The 19,424-nt window shown below is 68.2% G+C and carries 15 protein-coding genes; 4 read left to right on the top strand and 11 right to left on the bottom strand.

Annotated features, from left to right (window positions below; all coding sequences use genetic code 11):
- Window positions 1-3 precede the first annotated feature (3 nt).
- The 8 genes from tssE to tssM all read right to left on the bottom strand — a co-directional run bounded on the left by tssE (window position 4) and on the right by tssM (window position 11,092).
- Entirely contained in the window at window positions 4-552 is a 549-nt protein-coding gene (tssE, locus tag R9B84_RS26935; RefSeq protein WP_423763043.1) for a type VI secretion system baseplate subunit TssE, read from the bottom strand.
- Window positions 553-578: 26 nt separating this feature from the next.
- Window positions 579-1,070, bottom strand: a complete 492-nt coding sequence (locus R9B84_RS26930) for an Hcp family type VI secretion system effector (RefSeq protein WP_027791618.1) — start codon at window positions 1,068-1,070, stop codon at window positions 579-581.
- A gap of 71 nt (window positions 1,071-1,141) precedes the next feature.
- On the bottom strand, window positions 1,142-2,650 hold the full coding sequence (gene tssC / locus R9B84_RS26925; RefSeq protein ID WP_423763042.1) for a type VI secretion system contractile sheath large subunit: 1,509 nt from the start codon (window positions 2,648-2,650) through the stop codon (window positions 1,142-1,144).
- Window positions 2,643-3,197 carry a type VI secretion system contractile sheath small subunit gene (gene tssB / locus R9B84_RS26920; protein WP_096475619.1) on the bottom strand — a complete coding sequence of 185 codons (555 nt, stop codon included), beginning with the start codon at window positions 3,195-3,197 and terminating at the stop codon, window positions 2,643-2,645. Before tssB ends, tssC begins: the two co-directional genes overlap by 8 nt.
- A 97-nt stretch (window positions 3,198-3,294) precedes the next feature.
- Window positions 3,295-4,410, bottom strand: coding sequence for a type VI secretion system protein TssA (gene tssA, locus R9B84_RS26915; RefSeq protein WP_423763041.1), 1,116 nt, complete (start codon window positions 4,408-4,410; stop codon window positions 3,295-3,297).
- Complete coding sequence (locus R9B84_RS26910) at window positions 4,397-6,736, bottom strand: protein kinase domain-containing protein (protein WP_423763040.1); 2,340 nt, start codon at window positions 6,734-6,736, stop codon at window positions 4,397-4,399. The genes tssA and R9B84_RS26910 overlap by 14 nt, the downstream gene beginning before the upstream one ends.
- A gap of 52 nt (window positions 6,737-6,788) precedes the next feature.
- A complete protein-coding gene (gene tagF / locus R9B84_RS26905; RefSeq protein WP_423763039.1) occupies window positions 6,789-7,484 on the bottom strand; it encodes a type VI secretion system-associated protein TagF in 696 nt (231 codons plus the stop codon).
- Window positions 7,466-11,092 carry a type VI secretion system membrane subunit TssM gene (gene tssM / locus R9B84_RS26900; RefSeq protein WP_423763038.1) on the bottom strand — a complete coding sequence of 1,209 codons (3,627 nt, stop codon included), beginning with the start codon at window positions 11,090-11,092 and terminating at the stop codon, window positions 7,466-7,468. Before tssM ends, tagF begins: the two co-directional genes overlap by 19 nt.
- Window positions 11,093-11,180: 88 nt before the next feature.
- On the opposite strand from tssM, the gene R9B84_RS26895 reads away from it, so the two are divergent.
- Window positions 11,181-12,233: an RNA-guided endonuclease InsQ/TnpB family protein gene (locus tag R9B84_RS26895; protein ID WP_423763037.1), complete on the top strand. Its 1,053-nt coding sequence runs from the start codon at window positions 11,181-11,183 to the stop codon at window positions 12,231-12,233.
- 18 nt (window positions 12,234-12,251) lie between these two features.
- Here R9B84_RS26895 and R9B84_RS26890 read toward each other — a convergent pair whose 3' ends face one another.
- From R9B84_RS26890 to tssJ, 3 genes are read right to left on the bottom strand one after another with little or no spacing between them, the layout of a single operon-like run.
- Window positions 12,252-13,592 carry a DotU family type VI secretion system protein gene (locus R9B84_RS26890; protein WP_423763036.1) on the bottom strand — a complete coding sequence of 447 codons (1,341 nt, stop codon included), beginning with the start codon at window positions 13,590-13,592 and terminating at the stop codon, window positions 12,252-12,254.
- A 14-nt stretch (window positions 13,593-13,606) separates the two neighbouring features.
- The gene (gene tssK / locus R9B84_RS26885) at window positions 13,607-15,031 is read right to left on the bottom strand and encodes a type VI secretion system baseplate subunit TssK (RefSeq protein ID WP_423763035.1); all 1,425 of its coding nucleotides are present in this window, start codon (window positions 15,029-15,031) and stop codon (window positions 13,607-13,609) included.
- On the bottom strand, window positions 15,028-15,543 hold the full coding sequence (gene tssJ / locus R9B84_RS26880; RefSeq protein ID WP_423763034.1) for a type VI secretion system lipoprotein TssJ: 516 nt from the start codon (window positions 15,541-15,543) through the stop codon (window positions 15,028-15,030). The genes tssK and tssJ overlap by 4 nt, the downstream gene beginning before the upstream one ends.
- A 632-nt stretch (window positions 15,544-16,175) precedes the next feature.
- Between tssJ and R9B84_RS26875 the strand changes: the two genes are divergently transcribed.
- The 3 genes from R9B84_RS26875 to R9B84_RS26865 all read left to right on the top strand — a co-directional run bounded on the left by R9B84_RS26875 (window position 16,176) and on the right by R9B84_RS26865 (window position 19,409).
- Window positions 16,176-16,562, top strand: coding sequence for a TssQ family T6SS-associated lipoprotein (locus R9B84_RS26875; protein ID WP_423763033.1), 387 nt, complete (start codon window positions 16,176-16,178; stop codon window positions 16,560-16,562).
- A 48-nt stretch (window positions 16,563-16,610) separates the two neighbouring features.
- Window positions 16,611-18,089 (top strand): type VI secretion system-associated FHA domain protein TagH, encoded by a 1,479-nt coding sequence (gene tagH, locus R9B84_RS26870; protein ID WP_423763032.1) that lies wholly within the window; start codon window positions 16,611-16,613, stop codon window positions 18,087-18,089.
- Between the two features lie 90 nt (window positions 18,090-18,179).
- The gene (locus tag R9B84_RS26865; RefSeq protein ID WP_423763031.1) at window positions 18,180-19,409 is read left to right on the top strand and encodes a phosphotransferase family protein; all 1,230 of its coding nucleotides are present in this window, start codon (window positions 18,180-18,182) and stop codon (window positions 19,407-19,409) included.
- Window positions 19,410-19,424: the final 15 nt, after the last annotated feature.

Raw genomic sequence — 19,424 nt, 5'->3', positions numbered from 1 at the left:
GCGTCAGGCCCCCGCCGCGGATTGCAGCGACATCGCGCCCGTCTCGAGATCGAGGTCGGAGCGCAGCACGAATTCGAGCGGATGCGGGATCGACCACAGCGTGCCGCGGATCTCGAACAGCAGCACGTTGTGGCGCCGCTCGCCGGCCCGGCCGCCCGGCGCGTCGATCACGCTGCGGACTTCGACGCTGTCGGGCGCGATGCGCGGCTCGAAGCGCACGATCGCGTCGCGGATCGACGCCTCGACCGACATCCGCTCGACGCCCGACATCGGCTTGCCGACGAGCGGCCGCATCCCGTAGTTCAGCACCGACGCCTGCGCGTGCGCGAACGCGGACCAGTCGACGAAACCGTCCTCGGCGTTGCGCGTGTTGAGCAGCCACGCGAGATCGCGCAGCACGGCGGCGCGCAGCCGCTCGGTGCCGATCCATTGCGCGCCGGGCGCTTCGGCCGCGCGTTGCGGTGCGTCGTCGGTGAGGCGGTCGAGCAAGGCGGGCTGCAGCCGGTCGCGCAGGTTGCCGTCCCGGCCGTCGCGGGTTCGCGGGTCTTCCATGGTTGTCTCCGTGCCTGCTCGACCCGTCACATCTCGGTGTTTTCCTTGATGTTCCAGCCGACTGTCACCTCGGCGCCCTTGCCGCCGTTGTCGTTCTGCTGCCAGTACTGCTTCTTCACCTTCGCGGCCTGGAAGCCGTAGTGCATCATCAGCCGGTCGGCGACGTCGCCCGGATCGATACCCGCGACCTGCGCGGACGTGACGAGCACCTCCTGCAGCGTCACGCGCATGAACTCGACCTGCGTGCCGCCCGTCTTGCACGCGGATATCTCGACCGACGACAGGTGCTTGCCGTTCGCGCAGTTCTTGATGATCGCGGGCGCGCCCTTGTCCATGTACGCGGCGACGACGAGATCGTTGAAGCTCGCCTTGCCCGCGTTGCCGCCGCTGCCGCTCGCCATCGCGCCCGGCTGGCTCGCGCCCCACGTGAACGACTGGATGTCGGTCCAGCCCTTGTGCTGCGCGTCCGCCGATTCGCCGGTCACGCCGTCCACCTTCATAAACATTGCTACGCCCATTGCCGTCTCCGTTTCGGTTCGAGGTCAGGTTGAATGCCGTGTTGAATGCCGGTTGCCGCTCGTTTTTTCGCTCACTCGTTCGCCGCCTTCGCGGTCGGTAGCCGCGAGATCAGCCGCAGCGACACGGTGAGCCCTTCGAGTTGGTAGTGCGGCCGCAGGAAGAATTTCGACGAGTAGTAGCCGGGGTTGTCCTCGACCTCGTCGACGACCACCTGCGCGGCTGCGAGCGGCTTGCGCGCCTTGGTTTCCTGCGACGAGTTCACGGGGTCGCCGTCGACGTAGTTCATGATCCAGTCGTTCAGCCAGCGCTCCATGTCGTCGCGCTCGCGGAACGAGCCGATCTTGTCGCGCACGATGCACTTCAGGTAATGCGCGAAGCGGCAGCAGGCGAACAGGTACGGCAGGCGGCCGGACAGCCGTGCGTTCGCAGTCGCGTCGGGATCGTGGTATTCGGCCGGCTGGTACAGCGACTGCGCGCCGATGAACGCCGCGAAATCGGAGTTCTTCCGGTGCACGAACGGCATGAAGCCGTTCTTCGCGAGCTCGGCCTCGCGGCGGTCGCTGATCGCGATCTCGGTCGGGCATTTCTGGTCGATGCCGCCGTCGTCGGTCGGGAACGTGTGGCTCGGCAGCCCTTCGACCGCCCCGCCCGATTCGACGCCGCGGATCGACGAGCACCAGCCGTACTGCTTGAACGAGCGGTTGATGTTCGCGGCCATCGCGTAGGCCGAGTTCGCCCATGTGTAGCGGTCGTGGTTCGCGGCGTCGGTGTCTTCCTCGAAGTCGAATTCGTCGACCGGATTGGTGCGCGCACCGTATGGCAGCCGCGCGAGAAAACGCGGCATCGCGAGGCCGACGTAGCGCGAATCCTCCGACTGCCGCAGGCTGCGCCACGCCGCGTATTCGGTGTTCTGGAAGATCTTCGTCAGGTCGCGCGGGTTCGAAAGCTCCTGCCAAGAATCCATCTGCATCAGCTCCGGCGACGCGCCGGCGATGAACGGTGCGTGCGCGGCCGCCGCGATCTTCGACAGCTCGCCGAGCATCTCGACGTCGGGCGGGCTGTGGTTGAAATGGAAATCGCCGACGAGGCAGCCGAACGGCTCGCCGCCGAATTGCCCGTACTCTTCCTCGTAGATCTTGCGGAACAGCGGGCTTTGGTCCCACGCGACGCCCTTGTAGCGCTTCAGCATCCGCGCGACCTCGTTGCGCGACGCCGGCAGCGCCTTGATCTTCAGCAGCTCGTCGGTCTCGGTGTGCGTGACCAGGTAATGCAGGCCGCGCCACGCGCCTTCGAGCGTCTGGAACTCGTCGTGATGCAGGATCTGGTTGATCTGGTCGGACAGTTTCCGATCGATCTCCGCGATGATCTGCTTCACGCTGCCGTACGCGTCGGTCGTCATGCCGACCGTATGTTCGAGCGCCTGCTGCGCGAGCGTGCGCACCGCACGCTCGACCGATTCGCGCGCCTCGGCCGTCTTCGGCTTGAACTCCTTCTGCAGCAGCGCGGCGAACTCGTCGTGCGCAACGGCCGGCTGCGTGGCGTCGCGCGTGTCGGCGCGGGATTGGACGGGGTCATTCATCGCGGGCCTCCGGTTGGGTCGCAGCGCCGCCCTGCGCGGGTTCGTGCGGATTGCGCACGAGCGTCTTCAGCAGGTCGGGATCGTTGATCGCGCGCTCGATCAGTTGTTCGGCGCCGTGCTTGCCGTCCATGTACGACAGCAGGTTCGACAGCTCGGTGCGCGCTTCCAGCAGCCGGCGCAGCGCGTCGACGTTGCGCGCGATCGCGGCCGGCGAGAAATCGTCGATCTGCTCGAACGTCATGTCGACGTTGAGCATCCCTTCGCCCGTCAGCGTGTTCGGCACCTGGAACGCGACGCGCGGCGCGACCGACTTCATCCGCTCGTCGAAGTTGTCGACGTCGATCTCGAGAAACTTGCGCTCAGGCAGGTCCGGCAGCGGCTCGGCACGCTTGCCCGCCAGGTCCGAAATCACGCCCATCACGAACGGCAACTGCACCTTGCGCTCGGCGCCGTAGGTTTCGACGTCGTACTCGATCTGCACGCGTGGCGCCCGATTGCGCGCGATGAACTTCTGTCCGCTGCCTGCTGCCTTGGTTCTGTCAGTCATCGTCCACTCCTTCACTTTCACGTCGATCAGGTTGCGCAGTACGTTGCCGCCGCCCGCGTGGCGGCTTCCTTCGTTCGGTTCGTGCGTCCGGTTCGTGTCATTCGCTTCGCTCGCCGCTCAGCAGGTCCAGCTTCGGCAGGCTCTCCGGCGCAAGATCGCGGATGATTTCGTAGAAGTCGAGCGCAAGCAGCCGCTGCGCGCGCCGCAACAGCAGCGGCGCCGGATGGCTCGGCTCGTGCAGCTCGAAATAGCGGCACATCTTGTCGAGGCCGAGCCGGACGTCGTCGCGGCTCGTTACCTCGGCATCGCGCCAGGCGTGCGCGTTGGGCATGGCTGCGGAAGCAGCTGGTGCGATGCCGGCTTGCGATGCGTCACCGGATGCGGTCTGCGGCGTGGAACCCGGAACGTCCGGCGCACCCGGTTGCGGCTCGGGCATCGGCACTTCGCGCACGATCCGCTGCAACGCCTTTTCCGCATCGCCGGCATCGGGCGCCCACTCGCGGCCGAGCCTGTCGGTCACGGTCGCGCGGATCGAGTCGAGCGCTTGCAGCGCGGCGCGCGCAGCATCGAGCGGCGTCGTGCCGTCGCCGCGCACGGCCAACAACGCGGCAATCAGGCCGGCGCGGCCACCGGCTTCGTCGCGGCCGTCGAGCTGCCGTTCGGCATCGCGCACGCTCGGGCCGCCGTCGAACAGCGGCTGGCGCCGTGCTGCGCGTGCGCAGTCGTGCGCGCCGGCCACGTCGGCGAGCGCGTTCATCCGCGGCGTCGGGTCCGGTTCGCCGTCGGCGTCGAGCCGTGGATGCAGGTCGTCCCACCGGCGCTCGAGCAGGTTCGCGACGACCGCGAGCGCGTCCGCATAGCCGGGCATGCCGTGCTGCTCGATCCAGCTGCGCGCGAGATACGCGACGACGCGCAGGTCCTTCGTGCGCGCGGACAGCGCAACCGCGAGCCGCTCGACCGCGCCCCAGTCGGGCGCCTCGGCCGGGATCACGGTGTCGCCGTACTGCTGCTCGGCGCGCGGCGTCGCGCGCTCCTGCAACTGCAGGAACTCGGCGTCGTATTCGAGATTCGCGCCGCACGGTGCATCGGGCGCGACGTCCGCGAGCAGCCGGCCGATCAGGTCGGCGCGCGGCGACGCCGCCGGCAGGCCCGGCGACGCAGGGGAAAGCGCGGCGGCAGCGAGTGCCGTCTGGCTGACGTCATTCGAATGCATAGTCGATGTTGATCGGTTTGCTGCCGAAGTCGATCGCCACGGTGCGGCGCAACGGCGGCAGCGAGCCGTTGCGGATCTCGATCTGGTAGACGCCCGGTGTCAGCGACACCGAGCGCAGCGGCGGGCTTGCACCGCGCCGCGCGCCGTTCACGTACACGTCGCCCCACGGCTGCACGTTGAAGCGCACCTGGACGGTTTCCTGCGTCTTCGGCGGGCGCGGCTCGGCAGGCAGCACGTTCACAGCGGCGATGGCTGTCTCGGCTTCAGGCGGCGGCTTGGGCGTCGGGGTGGGCGTGGTCGCCGGTAATGCGGTGGCCTCCGACGGCGGCACGTTGACGACGCGCTCCGTCGCGTCGAGGCTGCCGGCCGGCGCGATGGCGGAACGGGAGCCGGCTTGCGCCGGCGCCGGGTTCGTGACGGTGGTCGCGACCTGCGGTGCGGCGGCGGTGGCGTCGACGGCCGGTGTGCTGGCCGGCGCGACGGCGACGGGCGGCGGCGGAACCTGCGCCGACGATCCGGCCGGCAGGCTCGACGGCGGCACGACGGTCGGCGTGGGCCCGTGCTGGGCCAGCGTGGCGTCCGGCGTGCTGGCGGGCGATGTCGCGCCGGCCAGCGACTGGCTCGCGCCGGGTGAGGTTTCGTCGGCGACGCGCGCGGGACGCGACAGATAGGTCGCGGCGAGGCCGACGGCAATCAATGCGACGAGCGCTCCGCCGACGTAGACCGGAATGCGGCGGTTGCGCGATCCGCTGGGTGCGGAGCCGCGTTGGGTGCCGGTCGGCGCGGATGCGCCGCCGGATGTCGATGCCGATGCGGCCGGAGGCGGTGCGGTCGTGCCGGCGGCGGCGTTCCCGTTCGTGTTCCCGGAATCCGCTGGGCTGCGCTTGCCGATGTCTGCGTCGGCATGCGTGGCTCGCGTATCTGCTTCGTCGTGCGCGTCGGTTCTTGCGACGGGCGATTCATTTGCACGCTCGGCGTTTCCGTTCGGCGCACCGGATTCAACCGGCTTCGCCGCCGGCTGCGAAGCATGCGATGCGGACGATGCCGACGCCGCCAGCGCGCCCGCAGTCGCAATCGCGGCGCCCTGCGCAGCTGCCTTCGACGCTGAAGGCTCACCCGCCTCCGGCTTGGCACCGAACACGGCAGACGAAGCCGATGCGGGATCCGATGGTGCGGACACATCGTCCGGACGTTCGCCCTTCGACGACGGCACATCCGACGCAGTGTTGCCCGCAGCGGCCCCGCCCTCGCCGATTGCCGCCGCGGCAACAGCCGACGCGGTGCCCGACGCAGCGGACGCATCGCCCTTCCGTTCCCCGCCGCTGCCCGCATCACCCACCGGCGGCACGACTGCCGCACCATATCCGCCGCCCGTGCGGTCGAAGTCCCGCAACCCGAGTTCCGCCGCGAACGCCGCGACCGATTCCGGCCGATCCGGAATCCGCAACTGCAGCGCATGATCGACGGCCGCGAGAAACGCCGGGCTGTACACCTCGCCGGCCGGCAATTCCCGTGACACGAGCGGGCGGTACGTGTCCTTGATGCTGCGCACGACGGCCGCGGGCGGCAACTCGCCGGCGATCATCGCGTGCATCACCGCGCCGAGCGCATAGAGATCGGTCCACGGCCCCTGGCTGAACGCCGGATCGTCGGTGTACTGCTCGATCGGCGCGTAGCCGGGCTTGATCATCATTGCGCCGTCGTCGACGAGATCGCCGATCCGTTTGCGCGCCGCGCCGAAGTCGAGCAGGATCGCGCTGCCGTTCGGACGGATCAGCACGTTGTCGAGCGCCACGTCGCGATGGAAGCATTGCGCGCGATGCAGCGTGTCTAGCGCGCCGAGCAGCGCGGCGACGATGTTGCGCAGTTGCGTCTCGCTGATCCGCATGCCGCCGTCGAGCAGTTGCTTGAGCGTGCGCCCCTCGTAGAACGGCATCACCATGTACGCGGTGCCGTGGCTTTCCCAGAAGTGCAGGACCTTGACGAGCCCCGGGTGATCGAATTGCGCGAGCAGGCGCGCCTCGTTGAGGAACGCGCCGCGCCCCGCGTCGAACGCCTGCGCGAACCGCTCGGAACGCAGCGACACCGTGTAGTCGCCGCCGCGCGTCGCGAGCATCGACGGCATGTACTCCTTGATCGCGACCGCGCGCCGCAACGTGCGGTCGAACGCGCGATAGACGATCCCGAAACCGCCGATCCCCAGCACCTCGTCGAGTTGCAGTTCGCCCAGGCGATGGCCGAGCGGCAGCGGCCGCACCGTGAATTCGGATGCGTCGCCGCGTGTCGCCGTGTCGTACTCGTTGTCTCTCGATCCAGCGTCCTTCATGTCCACCTCTTGAAACCGTGTGCCTTCTGCCCGCCGCGCTTCAGCCGGGCCGCTAACCGCCGCCGAACAGCGTCAGGAACAGCGCGTTGTCGGGCGTGCCCGTATGCGCATGCGTGCGCAGCGGCGATCCGTCGGCGCGGTTGGTCCACCAGAAGCTGGTCCCGCCGTGCGGATCGAAATAACCGGACAGCCCCGGCCACGCGGCGGGCGCCGGCTGCGCCGGCAGCGTCGCCGGCGGGCTGTCGACGCGATCCGCGTACCTGGCGCCGCCCGGCAAGAGCCGCACACGTTCGAGCGTCTGTTCCAGATGGCCCGGCGCGTGCGCATGGCGGATCGCATCGAGCAGCGCATGACCGACCTGCCAGTAGTACGCGTCGGCGGCGTCCGGCAGCCCGTTCCAGTAATCGGCCGCGCGCATCGGCAGCGTGACGATCACCGGGTAGTAGCGCCCCACGCGGTCGCAGCTCGGCGCGAGGCAGCCCGGCTGCACGCACGACGCGCCGGCGCCCGCCGGGATCAGGAAATTCCAGACCGGCGCGACCGTGTAATGGCGCTCGATCTCGTCCGCGCCGCGCTGGCGCATCGCGGCCATCCCCTGCTGGAGCCAGCGTTCCCACCACAGCGCGAGCGCATGCGGCAGCCGGCTGTTCACGAAGTCGCCGGCGCCGGGAATCTTCCCGTACCAGGCCGGCGCGTCGCCGGCGATGCTCGTGAGCGGCGGTATGGGGCTCATTGCTTCGGAGGGCATGTAAAGGACTCCATCTGGGCCAGCCTGAACGGGTTGCGGACGCTGCCCGCATTCACCTGCAGCACGATCGGTTTGCCGTCGACCGTGAAGCGCGCAATCATCTGGTCCGAGCCGCGCCCGGCCGATACGGCCGCGCGGTCGAACAGCCGGTGCAACGCCCACGGCCCGTCGGTCGTGTAGCCGTCGGCCGCGCCGGCCTGCCCCGACACCTGCAGCCGCACCTGGCTGCTGCCGCGCGGGCCCGGCCAGTCCACCGCGCTCTGTACGAGCGGGCCGTGCGCGTAGCGGACGATCTGCCCGTCGACGTCGAGCACCATCTCCGTGATCGACGGGTCCATTTCGAGCGGCTGGATCTGCACCTTCAGTTGCGCGGTGCGCGCCCCGCCGCCGAAATACGCGTCGCGGATCACCGCGGCCTTCTCGAACGACGCGAGCATCGCGGCCGCCGCCGGATCGGCGTCCGCATTGCGGTTCGCGAAGCGCCACGGGTGCGACGTCGTATCGACGATCGACTGCAGGTTCTTCTGGAAGAAATCGTCCATCAGGCCGCCCGGCGCGAACATCTGCGCGAAATCCGCCGGCGCGACGTCGCGCGACGATCCGCGCGCGAACGGATAGCGGCCCGCGATCGCCTGCCGGCAGAAATCGCCGACATTCGTGCCGGCCCGCAGCGCGACGGTGCGCTGCTCGACGGTCGCGACGCTGCCGTTCGCGACGTTCGACAGGTCGTCGAGCACTTCGCGGAACGGCGTCGGCAGGCGGCCGGCCTGCGCGCGCAGCCGCGCGGGCGCGTCGGACGGCGGCGGCTGTGCGCCGCTGCGCAGCGCGTCGTCGGTGGCCGTCAGGGTCGTGTACAGCGCGTCGATCGACTTCAGCACCGCGTCGAATCCCTGCGCCTGGTCGCCGCTGCCCGGCGCGAACGCACGCAGCCCGGCGAAGTGGCTGTCGACCACCTGCTCGGCGCTCGCGGGCGCCGCCGCGGACGGATTCGCGTCGCTGGCCTGGCCCGCGAAGATCTGCGACAGCGAACTGCGCGCCTCGTCGACCTTGTCCTGCGCACGCGCCGCGAGATTGCGCGCCCCGCCCGGCGCATCGCCGAGCGCCGTGTCGCGCGCGAGCGCGACCATCAGCCGCGTGAGCGGCGAATCGGCCGACGACAGCGCGCGCGCCACCTGGATGCTCTGTGCGAGTGTGGCCGTGCGCTGCAGCTTGATGTCCGCGAGATAGTCGTCCCAGATCTTCAGGTAGTCGTTCAGGTAGAGCTGGCGGATGTCGCGCGCCCACGCGGCCGCGTCGTTCGGCCCGGGGATCTCCGACAATCCGAGGTTCAGCACCCACACCTCCTCGCGCCCATACGCTTCGACTTCGCCGGCCAGGCGCGGCGCGAACACGTTGCGATAGCCGTTGCGCGTATAGAGGCCCGGCACGCCTTCCGACAGCGGCTTGCCGCTCTGGCGCCGGAACACCAGCGTCGCGTCGGGGCCGACCGCGCGCGCGACGCTGAAGTCGAACGCGGACGTCGCCGGGCGCAGCGTGCGCGTGAGCTGCCGGTACAGCCGCTGCGAAAACGGCACCTGCCGCAGCCGGTCGCGCACGTCGGCCACGAGCCGCTCGTTCATCGGATACGGCGACACCGCGACGCGGTTGCCGAACAGCGCGGCCAGATGCGCGCGCAGCGCGGAGCGTTCGGCCGGCGAGAAATCGGGCGGCAGCGAGCGCTCCATTTCCAGATCGACGACGGCCTGCACGAACGCGGGATCGTAGTGCGCGCTGTCGTACAGCATCAGGTACGCCTTCAGCGCCGCATACGCGTAGTCGGTTTCGTCGGGCCGCGCGTCGCGCAGCGCGGCCTCCATCCGGCTCGCGGCGATCGGCAGCAGCACGTCGTTGAGCGCGCGCCGGTACACGCCATCGACGGCCTCGTCGATCTTCTCGCCCTGGAACAGCCCCCACCGATACGCGAGCGGCGGATGCTGCAGGTCGACGCCGCCCGCATTCGCGAGCCCGCCGAGCGCGTCGAGCACCGGCAGCAGCCGGGCGATGTCGGATGCGTCGGAGAACTTCGCACCGGCGATCTGCGAATCGACGGCCGGCACGCGCGCGGCGATCTGGTCGAGATATGCGCGGTTGTTCGCATAGCTGCGCAGCCACGCGACCAGCACGGCCACGCATACCAGCGCAAGCAGCACGTAGCCGGCGATCTGCAGCACGCGCCGCTTCTGATGCCAGCGCAGGTCGCTGCCCGCGAGCGCGGCTTCGCGGAAGATGTGCTCCTGCAGCAGCGACTTCAGGAAGAAGCTGCGCCCGGTCGAGCCGACCTGCGCGACCGGCGGCACGCCCTCGATCTTCAGGAAGCGCTTGATGCCGCTCATCACGCGATCGAACGCGGTGCCCTCCTGCGTGCCGCTCGTCAGGTAGACGCCGCGCAGCATCGGCATCGGCTCGTAGCTCGATACGGAAAACACTTCGGCGACGAACTGGCCGAGCATGTCCTGCAGGTCGGCGATCTGCTGCGGCAGCAGGTACGTCATCTCGCGCTGGTGCGCATCGGTCTGCGCGGCGAGCAGTTCGGGCAGCGCGTCGTTCAGCCGCTGGTGCAGCAGCCGGTATTCGCGGTCGAATGCCGCGCGCAGGTCGAAGCCGGGCGCCTCGCTCTGCGCGAGCGGGAACGTGAAGCCCCACACCTGCGCGCATTCCGCGCGGCCGTAGTTGCCGAAATACTCGGCGAAGCCCGCGAGCAGGTCGGCCTTCGTCACGAGCAGGTACACGGGAAAGCGGATGCCGAGCTGCGCGCGCAGTTCGAGCAGCCGCTTGCGCAGCACCATCGCGTGCTGCGTGCGTTCGGCTTCCGACGCGCCGAGCAGGTCGGCCACGCTGATCGTCAGCATCGCGCCGTTCAGCGGCTGGCGCGTGCGGTATTTCTTCAGCAGGTCGACGAAGCCCTTCCACTCGGCTTCGTCGAGTGCGCGGTTGCCTTCGTGCGTCGTATAGCGGCCGGCCGTGTCGATCAATACCGCGTCGTTCGTGAACCACCAGTCGCAGTGCCGCGTGCCGCCCACGCCGCGAATTGCCGCGCGGCCGAACTGCTCGGCGAGCGGAAAGCTGAGCCCGGAATTCACGAGCGCGGTCGTCTTGCCCGAGCCCGGCGCGCCGATGAACACGTACCACGGCAGTTGATACAGATACTGGCGCGACATCCGGTCGAACCAGTGCGGCAGGCCCTTGCGCACCGTGTCGGCCTGCCCGAAACGGACTTTCTTCAGCAGCATCGCGGCTTCGTCGAAGCGGCTGCGCAGTTCGTCGAGCTGTGCCTTCGCAGGATCGTCGGCGGTAGCCGGCCCCGGTGCGGCCTCGCGCAACTGGTTCAGCAGTTGCGCGTTGAGGCGACCCGCGCGCCAGCTTCGCCACGCGACACGCGCGCCCCACGCGGCGAACAGCACCGCGATCGTCAGCCCGCGCGCCCAGGCGCTTTCCAGCGGCCGGACTTCGGCAAACGCGAACAGCGGGCCCGCGAGCCACACGAAGCACGCGAGCACGACCAGACCGGCGAAGGTCCAGATCTCCCGCGACGGCAACGGCCGGACGAAACGCGCGACAGCCTGGTTCATGTCAGTTGCTCCGAGAAATCTCGCCACTTATGGCGAAGATGAACGGAGCACCGTTGACAGACGGCATCCCAACGTTAGAGTGATCAGCATGATCCTTGTCTACCGATACCGCGTGAAGTCGCTTAACGGACTGCTTAACAAGCAGAGCCGTGCGGTGAACTATGTCTGGAACTTCTGCAACGACACGCAGAAGCACGCGCTCAAGTGGCGCAAGAAGTGGCCGACGGGTTTCGATCTGAACAGGCTGACGACCGGCAGCAGCAAGGAACTCGGCATCCATTCCGGTACGGTCAATGCAACGTGTGAGCAATACGCGAAGTCGCGCAGCCAGCACCGTCGCCCTTACTTGCGCTATCGCGGCAGGAAGTCGCTTGGCTGGTTGCCGCTGAAGGGCCGTGACCTGAAGCGTGAAGGCGATGCGTTTCGCTTTGCCGGCAACACCTTCCGCGTGTTCAACAGTCGGCCGCTTCCAGAAGGCAAGATCAAGGATGGGACCAATTTTGCGCAGGATGCGCGCGGCAACTGGTTCCTCAACATCGTGATCGAGATGCCCGATGTTCCGGCGCGCCCGATCCGTTCCGGCGTCGGCATCGATCTCGGCCTGAAAGACTTCGCCACACTTTCGACTGGCGAGAAGGTGCCCAACGACCGGTTCAGCCACCGCGCGGCCGAAAAGCTGGCGAAAGCCCAACGGGCGCGAAAGCACAAGCGCCATATCGCGAAGCTGCATGCGAAGGTGGCAAATGCCCGCGCCGATTTCCAGCACAAGCTCGCGCTCGCCCTGGTGCGGCGCTTCGATTACATCGCGGTCGGCAACGTATCGCCCACCAGCCTCGCCAAAACCAGGATGGCGAAGAGCGTCAACGACGTATCCTGGTCGTCCTTCCGCCACAAGCTCCGTTACAAAGCGACAGCGCACGGGGTCACGTTCGAGGAAGTGGACGAAAGCGGTTCTACCCAGTCCTGTTCGGCGTGCAGGTCGAAAGACAGCACGACGCGGCCGAAAGGTATCGCGGGGCTGCGAATAAGAGAGTGGGCCTGCAGTGGCTGTGGTGTCGTGCATGATCGAGATACCAACGCTGCGTTGAACATTCTCCGATGCGGACGTGCATCGCCAGTTGTGGGAATCCCCTGCCTTTAGGCGGGGGAGGACGTCAAGTCAGTTGGCCCCCTGCGTCGCGCCGACGGCGGCGCTGCCGGGCGCCGGCAGCAGCGTGATCTCGACGCGCCGGTTCAGCGCGCGGTTCGCCGGCGTATCGTTCGGCGCGACCGGATCGAGCGTGCCGCGTCCTTCCGCCGCGAGCCGCTCCGGACGGTCGAGCCGCGCGGCGATCATGCTGCGCACGGCTTCCGCGCGTTCGCGCGACAGGTCCCAGTTCGACGCGAAGCGCGCGGTATGCACGGGCGTGTCGTCGGTATAGCCGGTCGCGCGCACGTTGCCGGGCACCTTGTTCAGCGCATCGGCGACGCGCGCGAGCACCGGCACGTAGCGGTCGATCACCGACGTCGAGCCGGACTTGAACAGCCCGTCGCCACGCAGCACGATCACGCTGCGATCGGCATCGTCGCGCACCGACACGAGGCCGGCCGCGATCTCGGGTTCCAGGAACTTCGCGATGCGCGGCGCCGGCGCCGGGCGCGGCGGCGCCTGAGCGGGCTGCAGCTTCGGCACGTGCAGGGCGTCGATCGACGCGAACAGTTGATCCGAATGCCCGGCGAGCGCGATGCGCAGCCCGACGAACACGCCGAAGCCGATCAGCAGCGCGAGCGCCACGCACACCCACAGCGGCACGACGAAACGGCGCGCGACGTCGCGCGTGACGACGTCGCGCCAGTGCGGCGACAGCGCGGGATCGAATTCGCCGCGCACCGAGCGGATCGTCAGCGCGAGCTGGTGGCGCAGCGCATCGAGTTGCGCGTGGCCGTTGTCCAGCACGCGATAGCGGCCCTCGAAGCCGAGCGCCAGACAGAAATACAGCAGCTCGAGCAGGTCGAGATGCTGGCGCGGCTGCTGCGACAGGCGTTCGAGCAGGTGGAAGAATTTCTCGCCGCCCCAGGTTTCGTTGTGGAACGACACGAGCAGGCTGTGCGACGACCACACGCTGCCGCCCCACGGCGTCAGTGCGGCCGCCTCGTCGAGCGCCGTGCACAGGCAGTAGCGCGCGCCGATGATCGCCTCGGACGGCACGCCGGCTTCCTGCGCGCGTGCCTCGAACTGGCGGATTTCGACGACGAGATGCTCGCGCAGCCACGCCGGGTTCGGATGATGGACCGTCGAGCGGATCTGCGGCACCAGGTTGAGCAGCGGGTTCGCGGCTGCGACGAGCGGGTTCGTGCCGCTCGCGGCCCAGCGGCCGGGGCGCGGCTGCGTGGCCGTCGGCCCGGCCGCGCCGGACGCACCGGATGCGGCGGCCGGATGCATGCCGCCCGGATTAGGCGGCACAAAACCGCCCGCGCCCGCGCCTGCGCCGGTGGCGATCGAATCGGAGGAAGTATTCATCTCGATGCCCGCCCTCACCCGCGTATCGCCCAGAACTCCATCGAGAGCCCAGGGAATTCGCCGGCGAAATGAAATGCGAGACCGCCGGAACGCGCCAGCTGCTTCCACAGGTCGCTGCCCTTGTCGATCTCGAAGTACGTATGACCCGCGTGATACGGGATCTGTCGCGGCGCGACCGGCAACTGGCGCATCGTGATGCCCGGCAGTTGCAACTGCACCAGATCGCGGATCCGCTCGACGGGCCCGAGCTTGGCCTGCGCGGGAAAGCGCGCGCGCAGGCTGTCGGCCGGCACGTCCGCGCGCACCGCGAGCACGAAGCCGGCCGTGTCGCGCAGCGCCGGGTCGGCCAGCGTCGCGACGCGGATGCCGTTGCCCGCGTCGCGCAGTTCGATCTGGATCGCGTTCTGTTCGAGCACCGTCGACAGCGACCGGCGCAGTTCCGTCATCAGTTCCGCGAAGCTCGTCCTCAGGTCGTCGTGCACGTAGACCGCGAGCGACTGCGGGCGCCGGCCGGCCGCCGTGAACGTGCTCAGGTCGCACGCGAGCTTCAGCCAGTCGCAGAACAACGCTTCCGGATGCGTCGACACGTGCTGCTGCGCATGCCAGGTCAGCGCGAGATAGCGGTTCACGAGTTGCAGCAGCAGGAAGTCCGCGACTTCCGACACGCCGCCGCGCCCCGGCTCCGACAGCCGTTCCGCGAGCGCCTCGCTGCGCTGCGTGAGCAGCCCGTGCAGCTCGCGCGCATACGCCAGCAACACGGCATCGCGCTGCGCGACGAGCCGCGGCGGAATGTAGCCGTCGTCGACGAGCAGCCGCGCGTCGGTGCGCCGCTCGACGACCCGTGCGACGCCGAGCGCGTGCCAGTCGCCGGTCAACTCGGCTTCGAGCATCAGCCGCACGTTCAGGCGCCCCGTCTGCAGCAGCGCGGGGCCGAGCGCGACCGCGTTCGCGTCGGCCACTTCGTATTCGCGCACGACGTAGCGTGCGACGTCCGCGTTGCCGATTCCACCGTTTCCACCGATTCCACCGTTTGCGCCATGGCTATCGGTTGCTGCGCCCGCGCCGAACGACACCTCCTCGCCGCCGCCGCGCCACAGCGGCAGCGCGAGCATGACGAGCTGGTCCTTCGCGTCGGCCGGTACGTCGAGCGGTTCGGGGAGATCGTCCGGATGCGACAGGTCGAACGGCGTACCGTCGCGCATCACGCCCGACGCGGCGCGCAGCGCGACCTTGCCGAGCGCGAGTTGCTCGCGATCGATTTCCAGCGTGTCGAAGCCCCAGTAGAACCCTTGCAGCGGCAGGCAGCGCAGTGCGACGTAGCGTTCCCAGTGCCGTTCGAGCTGCTGGAAATGCTGCGGCCGCAGGAACATCCCCTCGGTCCACACCACGCGCTGGCGGAGTGCCGCGACCGGCGTCGCGGACATCGTCGGTTCGGTCATGGGCGCCCCCGGGCGTCGTTCAGTGCGATGCCGCCGTTCCGGACCGCGATCGCCAGCTTCAGCTCGCCCGGCGACGTCTGCCAGAACTTGTAGAGGTTGAGCTGCTTCGCGCGCGGCAGCGGCACCGTCAGCCGCCAGCGGTTCTTTTCGAGCATCCGGTATTCGGCGATCACGCCGATCGCGCCAGCCTCGACGTTGCCGCGATAGTGCAGCGTGCGCGATTCGCCCGGCCGCAGGATCACGCGGTCGGTGCCGAGCAGGTCCGCGCCGAGTACGTTCTCGGGCTTGTCCTGCAGCGAGAAGAAGTCCGCGCTGTCGAACACCGACGCCGCGCGAAGCTGGAACACCTTCAGCACGATCGGCGAAGGCTTGCGGTTCAGGTCAGGGTTGACGTCCGGCGCAACGTCGACCGTGATCGCATACGGCACCGCGGCCGCGTGCTCCGTCGCGCCGCATCCCGGAAACAGCAATACGCATCCCCATACGATGAAACTGCTCGACCGCCATTGCATATTCCACCCTCGCCACCCAATAGCCATCCGCCGGTTTCCAAGTTCGAAACCGGTTGATCGGATTAAAAAAAGGGACAATTAATTGACCGGTAATTATGTTGTTTACATATCCTTCCGTTGAAATTTTTTCCGGCACATTGTTCTCTTGGAAAAGCCGGGACAAATCATCCAGGGTTTATGAAAGTTGAATTATCGAGATGACAGGCAATTGAATCGGGATTGGTGAATAATCGAAAAAACTTGCCCGACCGGTTCGCCCTGGCGGCCCGGTTCTACGGCGTGGACACCTGTCGGATGGTCGCGGGGCGCAAGCCGGCCGGCCGCCGGGCAAGGGGTGCTCGCGACGCTGATGGTGTGCCAGGCTGTTCGTGCCGCCCGAACGGACGGTCCGGTTTTTCGTGCATTGACGCGCGCTGACAAAACAACTGACGAATCGGAAAAACACAGCGAACTATAGGTTGTTTTTTCGGATTAACAAGCCCTGAAATTCGTAGTCTATTTTCTGATTCAAATGGATTCGGGTCGGCCAGTTGAAACAAAACGTAACAGCGACTTCGGCGCCGATGATTGGCACTAGAATCCAACAGCGCTTGTGTGCCACCTTCCAATTACGCCAATTCTTCATTTCAAAAATGAAAGGCCGTTCATTGCTCGTTATTTTCCTCGGCGCCTTGTTGCTGGGGGCCGGCGGGTGCAGCACGTCCCCGACGCAGTCGGCCGCGCATGCGACGGTCGACAGCGCGCGCGCCGCGTACGCCGCCGGCGATTACGGGCGCACGATCGTGCTGCTGAGCCACGCGAAGGAGATCGACGGCGCCGACACCGACACGCAGGTCGCCGCGCACAAGCTGCTCGCGTTCAGCTATTGCGTGACGAACCGCGTCACGCCGTGCCGCGCCGAGTTCTCGAAGATTCTCGACCTCAACCCGCGCTTCGACCTGTCCCCCGCCGAGAAGGGGCATCCGGTCTGGGGGCCCGCGTTCGAGTTCGCGCGCCGCAGACATGCGTCGTCATCCTGAACGAACCGGTTTCCACGCGAGCGCTACATCCACCGAGCGACGTATGACATGCAACTGATCGTGATCGAACATGCCGGCGAACCGGTCGAAAACGACTCCTACGACGCCGTCGTGTTTCATCCGCCGGGCGGCACCATCGGCCGGGCCAACGACAACCATCTGGTGCTGCGCGACGACACGCGGCAGATTTCGCGGCTGCAGGCGCTGCTGCAGGTCGGCGACGACGCGTGCCTGCTGAAGAACCTGAGCAGCGTCTCGACGATCGAGGTGAATCGCGAGCCGGTCGGCTATGCGCAGGAACGCCCGCTCAATACCGGCGACATCATCCGCATCGGGCCGTACGTGCTGCGCGCCGAACGCGACGATGGCGGCGACGCGCCGGTCATCGACATGGCGCCCGATACCGATGTGCACATCGACAGGCGCGGCGCGCCGGCGGGTGCCGCATCGACGCAACCTTCACCCACGCACTCGCCTTCGCCTTCACCCTCGCCTTCGCGCGACGACACGAAAAGCGCCGGCAACCGGCTGTGGGGATTGCTCCAGGATCGTCTCGCTCCGCGCGGCAAGGCGGCGGATGCCAGTGCCACGCCGGGTGGTCCTGCCCGCGCGGACGCGGCGCAGCCCGCGAACCGTGCCGCAGCACAGCAGCCCGTGCCATCCGCACCGTCGCAGCGCGACCTGAATCAGCTATCGACCGATCCGCTCGACCTGTTCGCGCAGTCGTCGGCCGATATCGGCGCGTCGGGTACGGTGCCGTCGGGCGATCGCGGCAATGCGGATCGCGAAGCGTCGTCCGCGACGCAGGCCGACCACGCGCCAGAGTGGACGCAGCACGTACGCGTGCAGCCGGCGGCCGCGCGCGCCGATGCGCGGCCGGCCGACGAACCGGTGCCGCATGCCGCGCGTGCGCCGGCGCCGCCGACACCCGACGAACTGCTGAACGCGTTCTTCGAAGGCGCGGGGCTCGACACGGCCGCCGAATCGCACCAGTGGTCGGCCGAGCAGCTCTATATCGCGGGCCAGTTGCTGGCGCTGTTCGCGAACGGCACGGTCGAGCTGCTGTCGTCGCGCAGCATCCTGAAGCGCGAGGTGAAGGCGCACATGACGATGCTGCTCGATCGCGAGAACAACCCGCTGAAGCTGCTGCCGGACGGCGGCGCCGTGCTGCGGCAGATGTTCGGGCTGCCGCTGCCGGGCTTCATGTCGCCGCAGAGCGCGGTCAGCGATGCGTTCCAGGATCTGCACGCGCACCAGATCGGCATGGTCGCCGGCATGCGCGCCGCGCTGATGGACCTGCTGACGCGCTTCTCGCCGCAACGGCTGCGCGAACGCGACGATGCGATGCGCTGGTACGAAAAACGCGTGCCCGCGCTGTACAAGGCGCGGATGTGGGATCGCTACGCGGCGATCCATCGCGATACGGTGTTCGCAATCGAGGACGATTTCGCGTCGGTGTTCGGCAAGGCGTTTCTGGCGGCGTACGACGCGGAAGTGGAAAGCTATCGGGGCAGCAGCCGGCACTGAGTCGCGTCACCGCGTAACCCCCGTAGCCGCGCATTCGCGAATTGGGATACGCTCGCCCTGCACAGGCAACCGACGCCGGTCAGGAGCGAAATGAGCACGATGACGGGGACCCTCGATCCAGCGGCACCGCCGCCGCGCGTCGCGCGGCTGGTGCTGGTGACGCCGGATGGCGCGGTGGTCGGTTGCCTGCCGCCGATGCCGGTCGCGATCCCGTGGTGGCAGGAAGTCGAGTCGGTCGTGCGGGCCGCGCGCGAACGCCATGGCGTCGACGTGACGATCCTGCGCCTGCTGGAAACCGTTCGCGACCGCGCGCCCGGCGGCGAAGTCACCTATCTGGCCGAGATTGCGGAACCGGTGGCGGCCGAATCCTGGACAGGGAACATCGAGCCCCATTCGCTGCGCCGAAGTTACGCGCGGCCGGGCGGCCCGGCGGACGATCTCGGCTGGGCGGCGCGCGTGCTTGCCGGTCATGGCCTGTCGCCTACCGCCAAACCCGTGCAGGTCCGAACCTGGAACCTTTCGAGCGTCTGGCGTATTCCGATCGGGGCGCAATCGGCCTGGCTGAAAGTGGTGCCGCCCTTCCTCGATCACGAGGGCCGCGTCATCACGGCGCTGGCCGGCCGGCGCGTGCCGACGCTGCTGGGGCACGACGAATGCGGACGCATCCTGCTCGCGGAGATCCCCGGCAATGACCTGTTCGACGCAGCGCTGCCGCAACTGCTCGGCATGGTGACGCTGCTGGTCGACATCCAGGCTTCGTGGATCGACCGCGTCGACGAATTGCACGCGATGCGATTACCCGACTGGCGCGGCGCGGGTCTGGCTGCCGAGATTGCCGATGTCGTCGCACGGACCGGCGAAGGACTATCGCGCGCCGAACGTGCGTCGCTACGGCATTTCGTGAGCGGCCTTCAAGCGCGGTTCGCCGGGATCGATGCATGCGGACTGCCGAATACGCTGGTCCATGGCGACTGCCATCCCGGCAATTTTCGCGGCACGCGATCGGAACTCACGCTGCTGGATTGGGGCGACAGTGGAATCGGCCACCCGCTGCTCGACCAGTCCGCGTTTCTCGACGCCGTTCCGCGCCACTACGCGGCGGCGATCAAGGATCACTGGAATCGCGAATGGCTGGCGAGGCTGCCCGGCAGCGACCCGGTGCGTGCCGCCGCCCTGCTTGCACCGATCGCCACGGCCAGACGGGCGGTGATCTACCAGCGATTCATCGACAATATCGAGCCGTCGGAGCAGATCTACCATCGCGGCGATCCGGCCGACTGGCTAGGCCAGACGGCGGCGCTGGTCGCGACGCAGGATTGAACGCGGGATGGTCTT

It is taken from the genome of Burkholderia sp. NLJ2 (assembly GCF_049487195.1).
Taxonomy (GTDB): Bacteria; Pseudomonadota; Gammaproteobacteria; order Burkholderiales; family Burkholderiaceae; genus Burkholderia; species Burkholderia pyrrocinia.
This window is presented reverse-complemented; position numbering and strand designations above follow the sequence as displayed.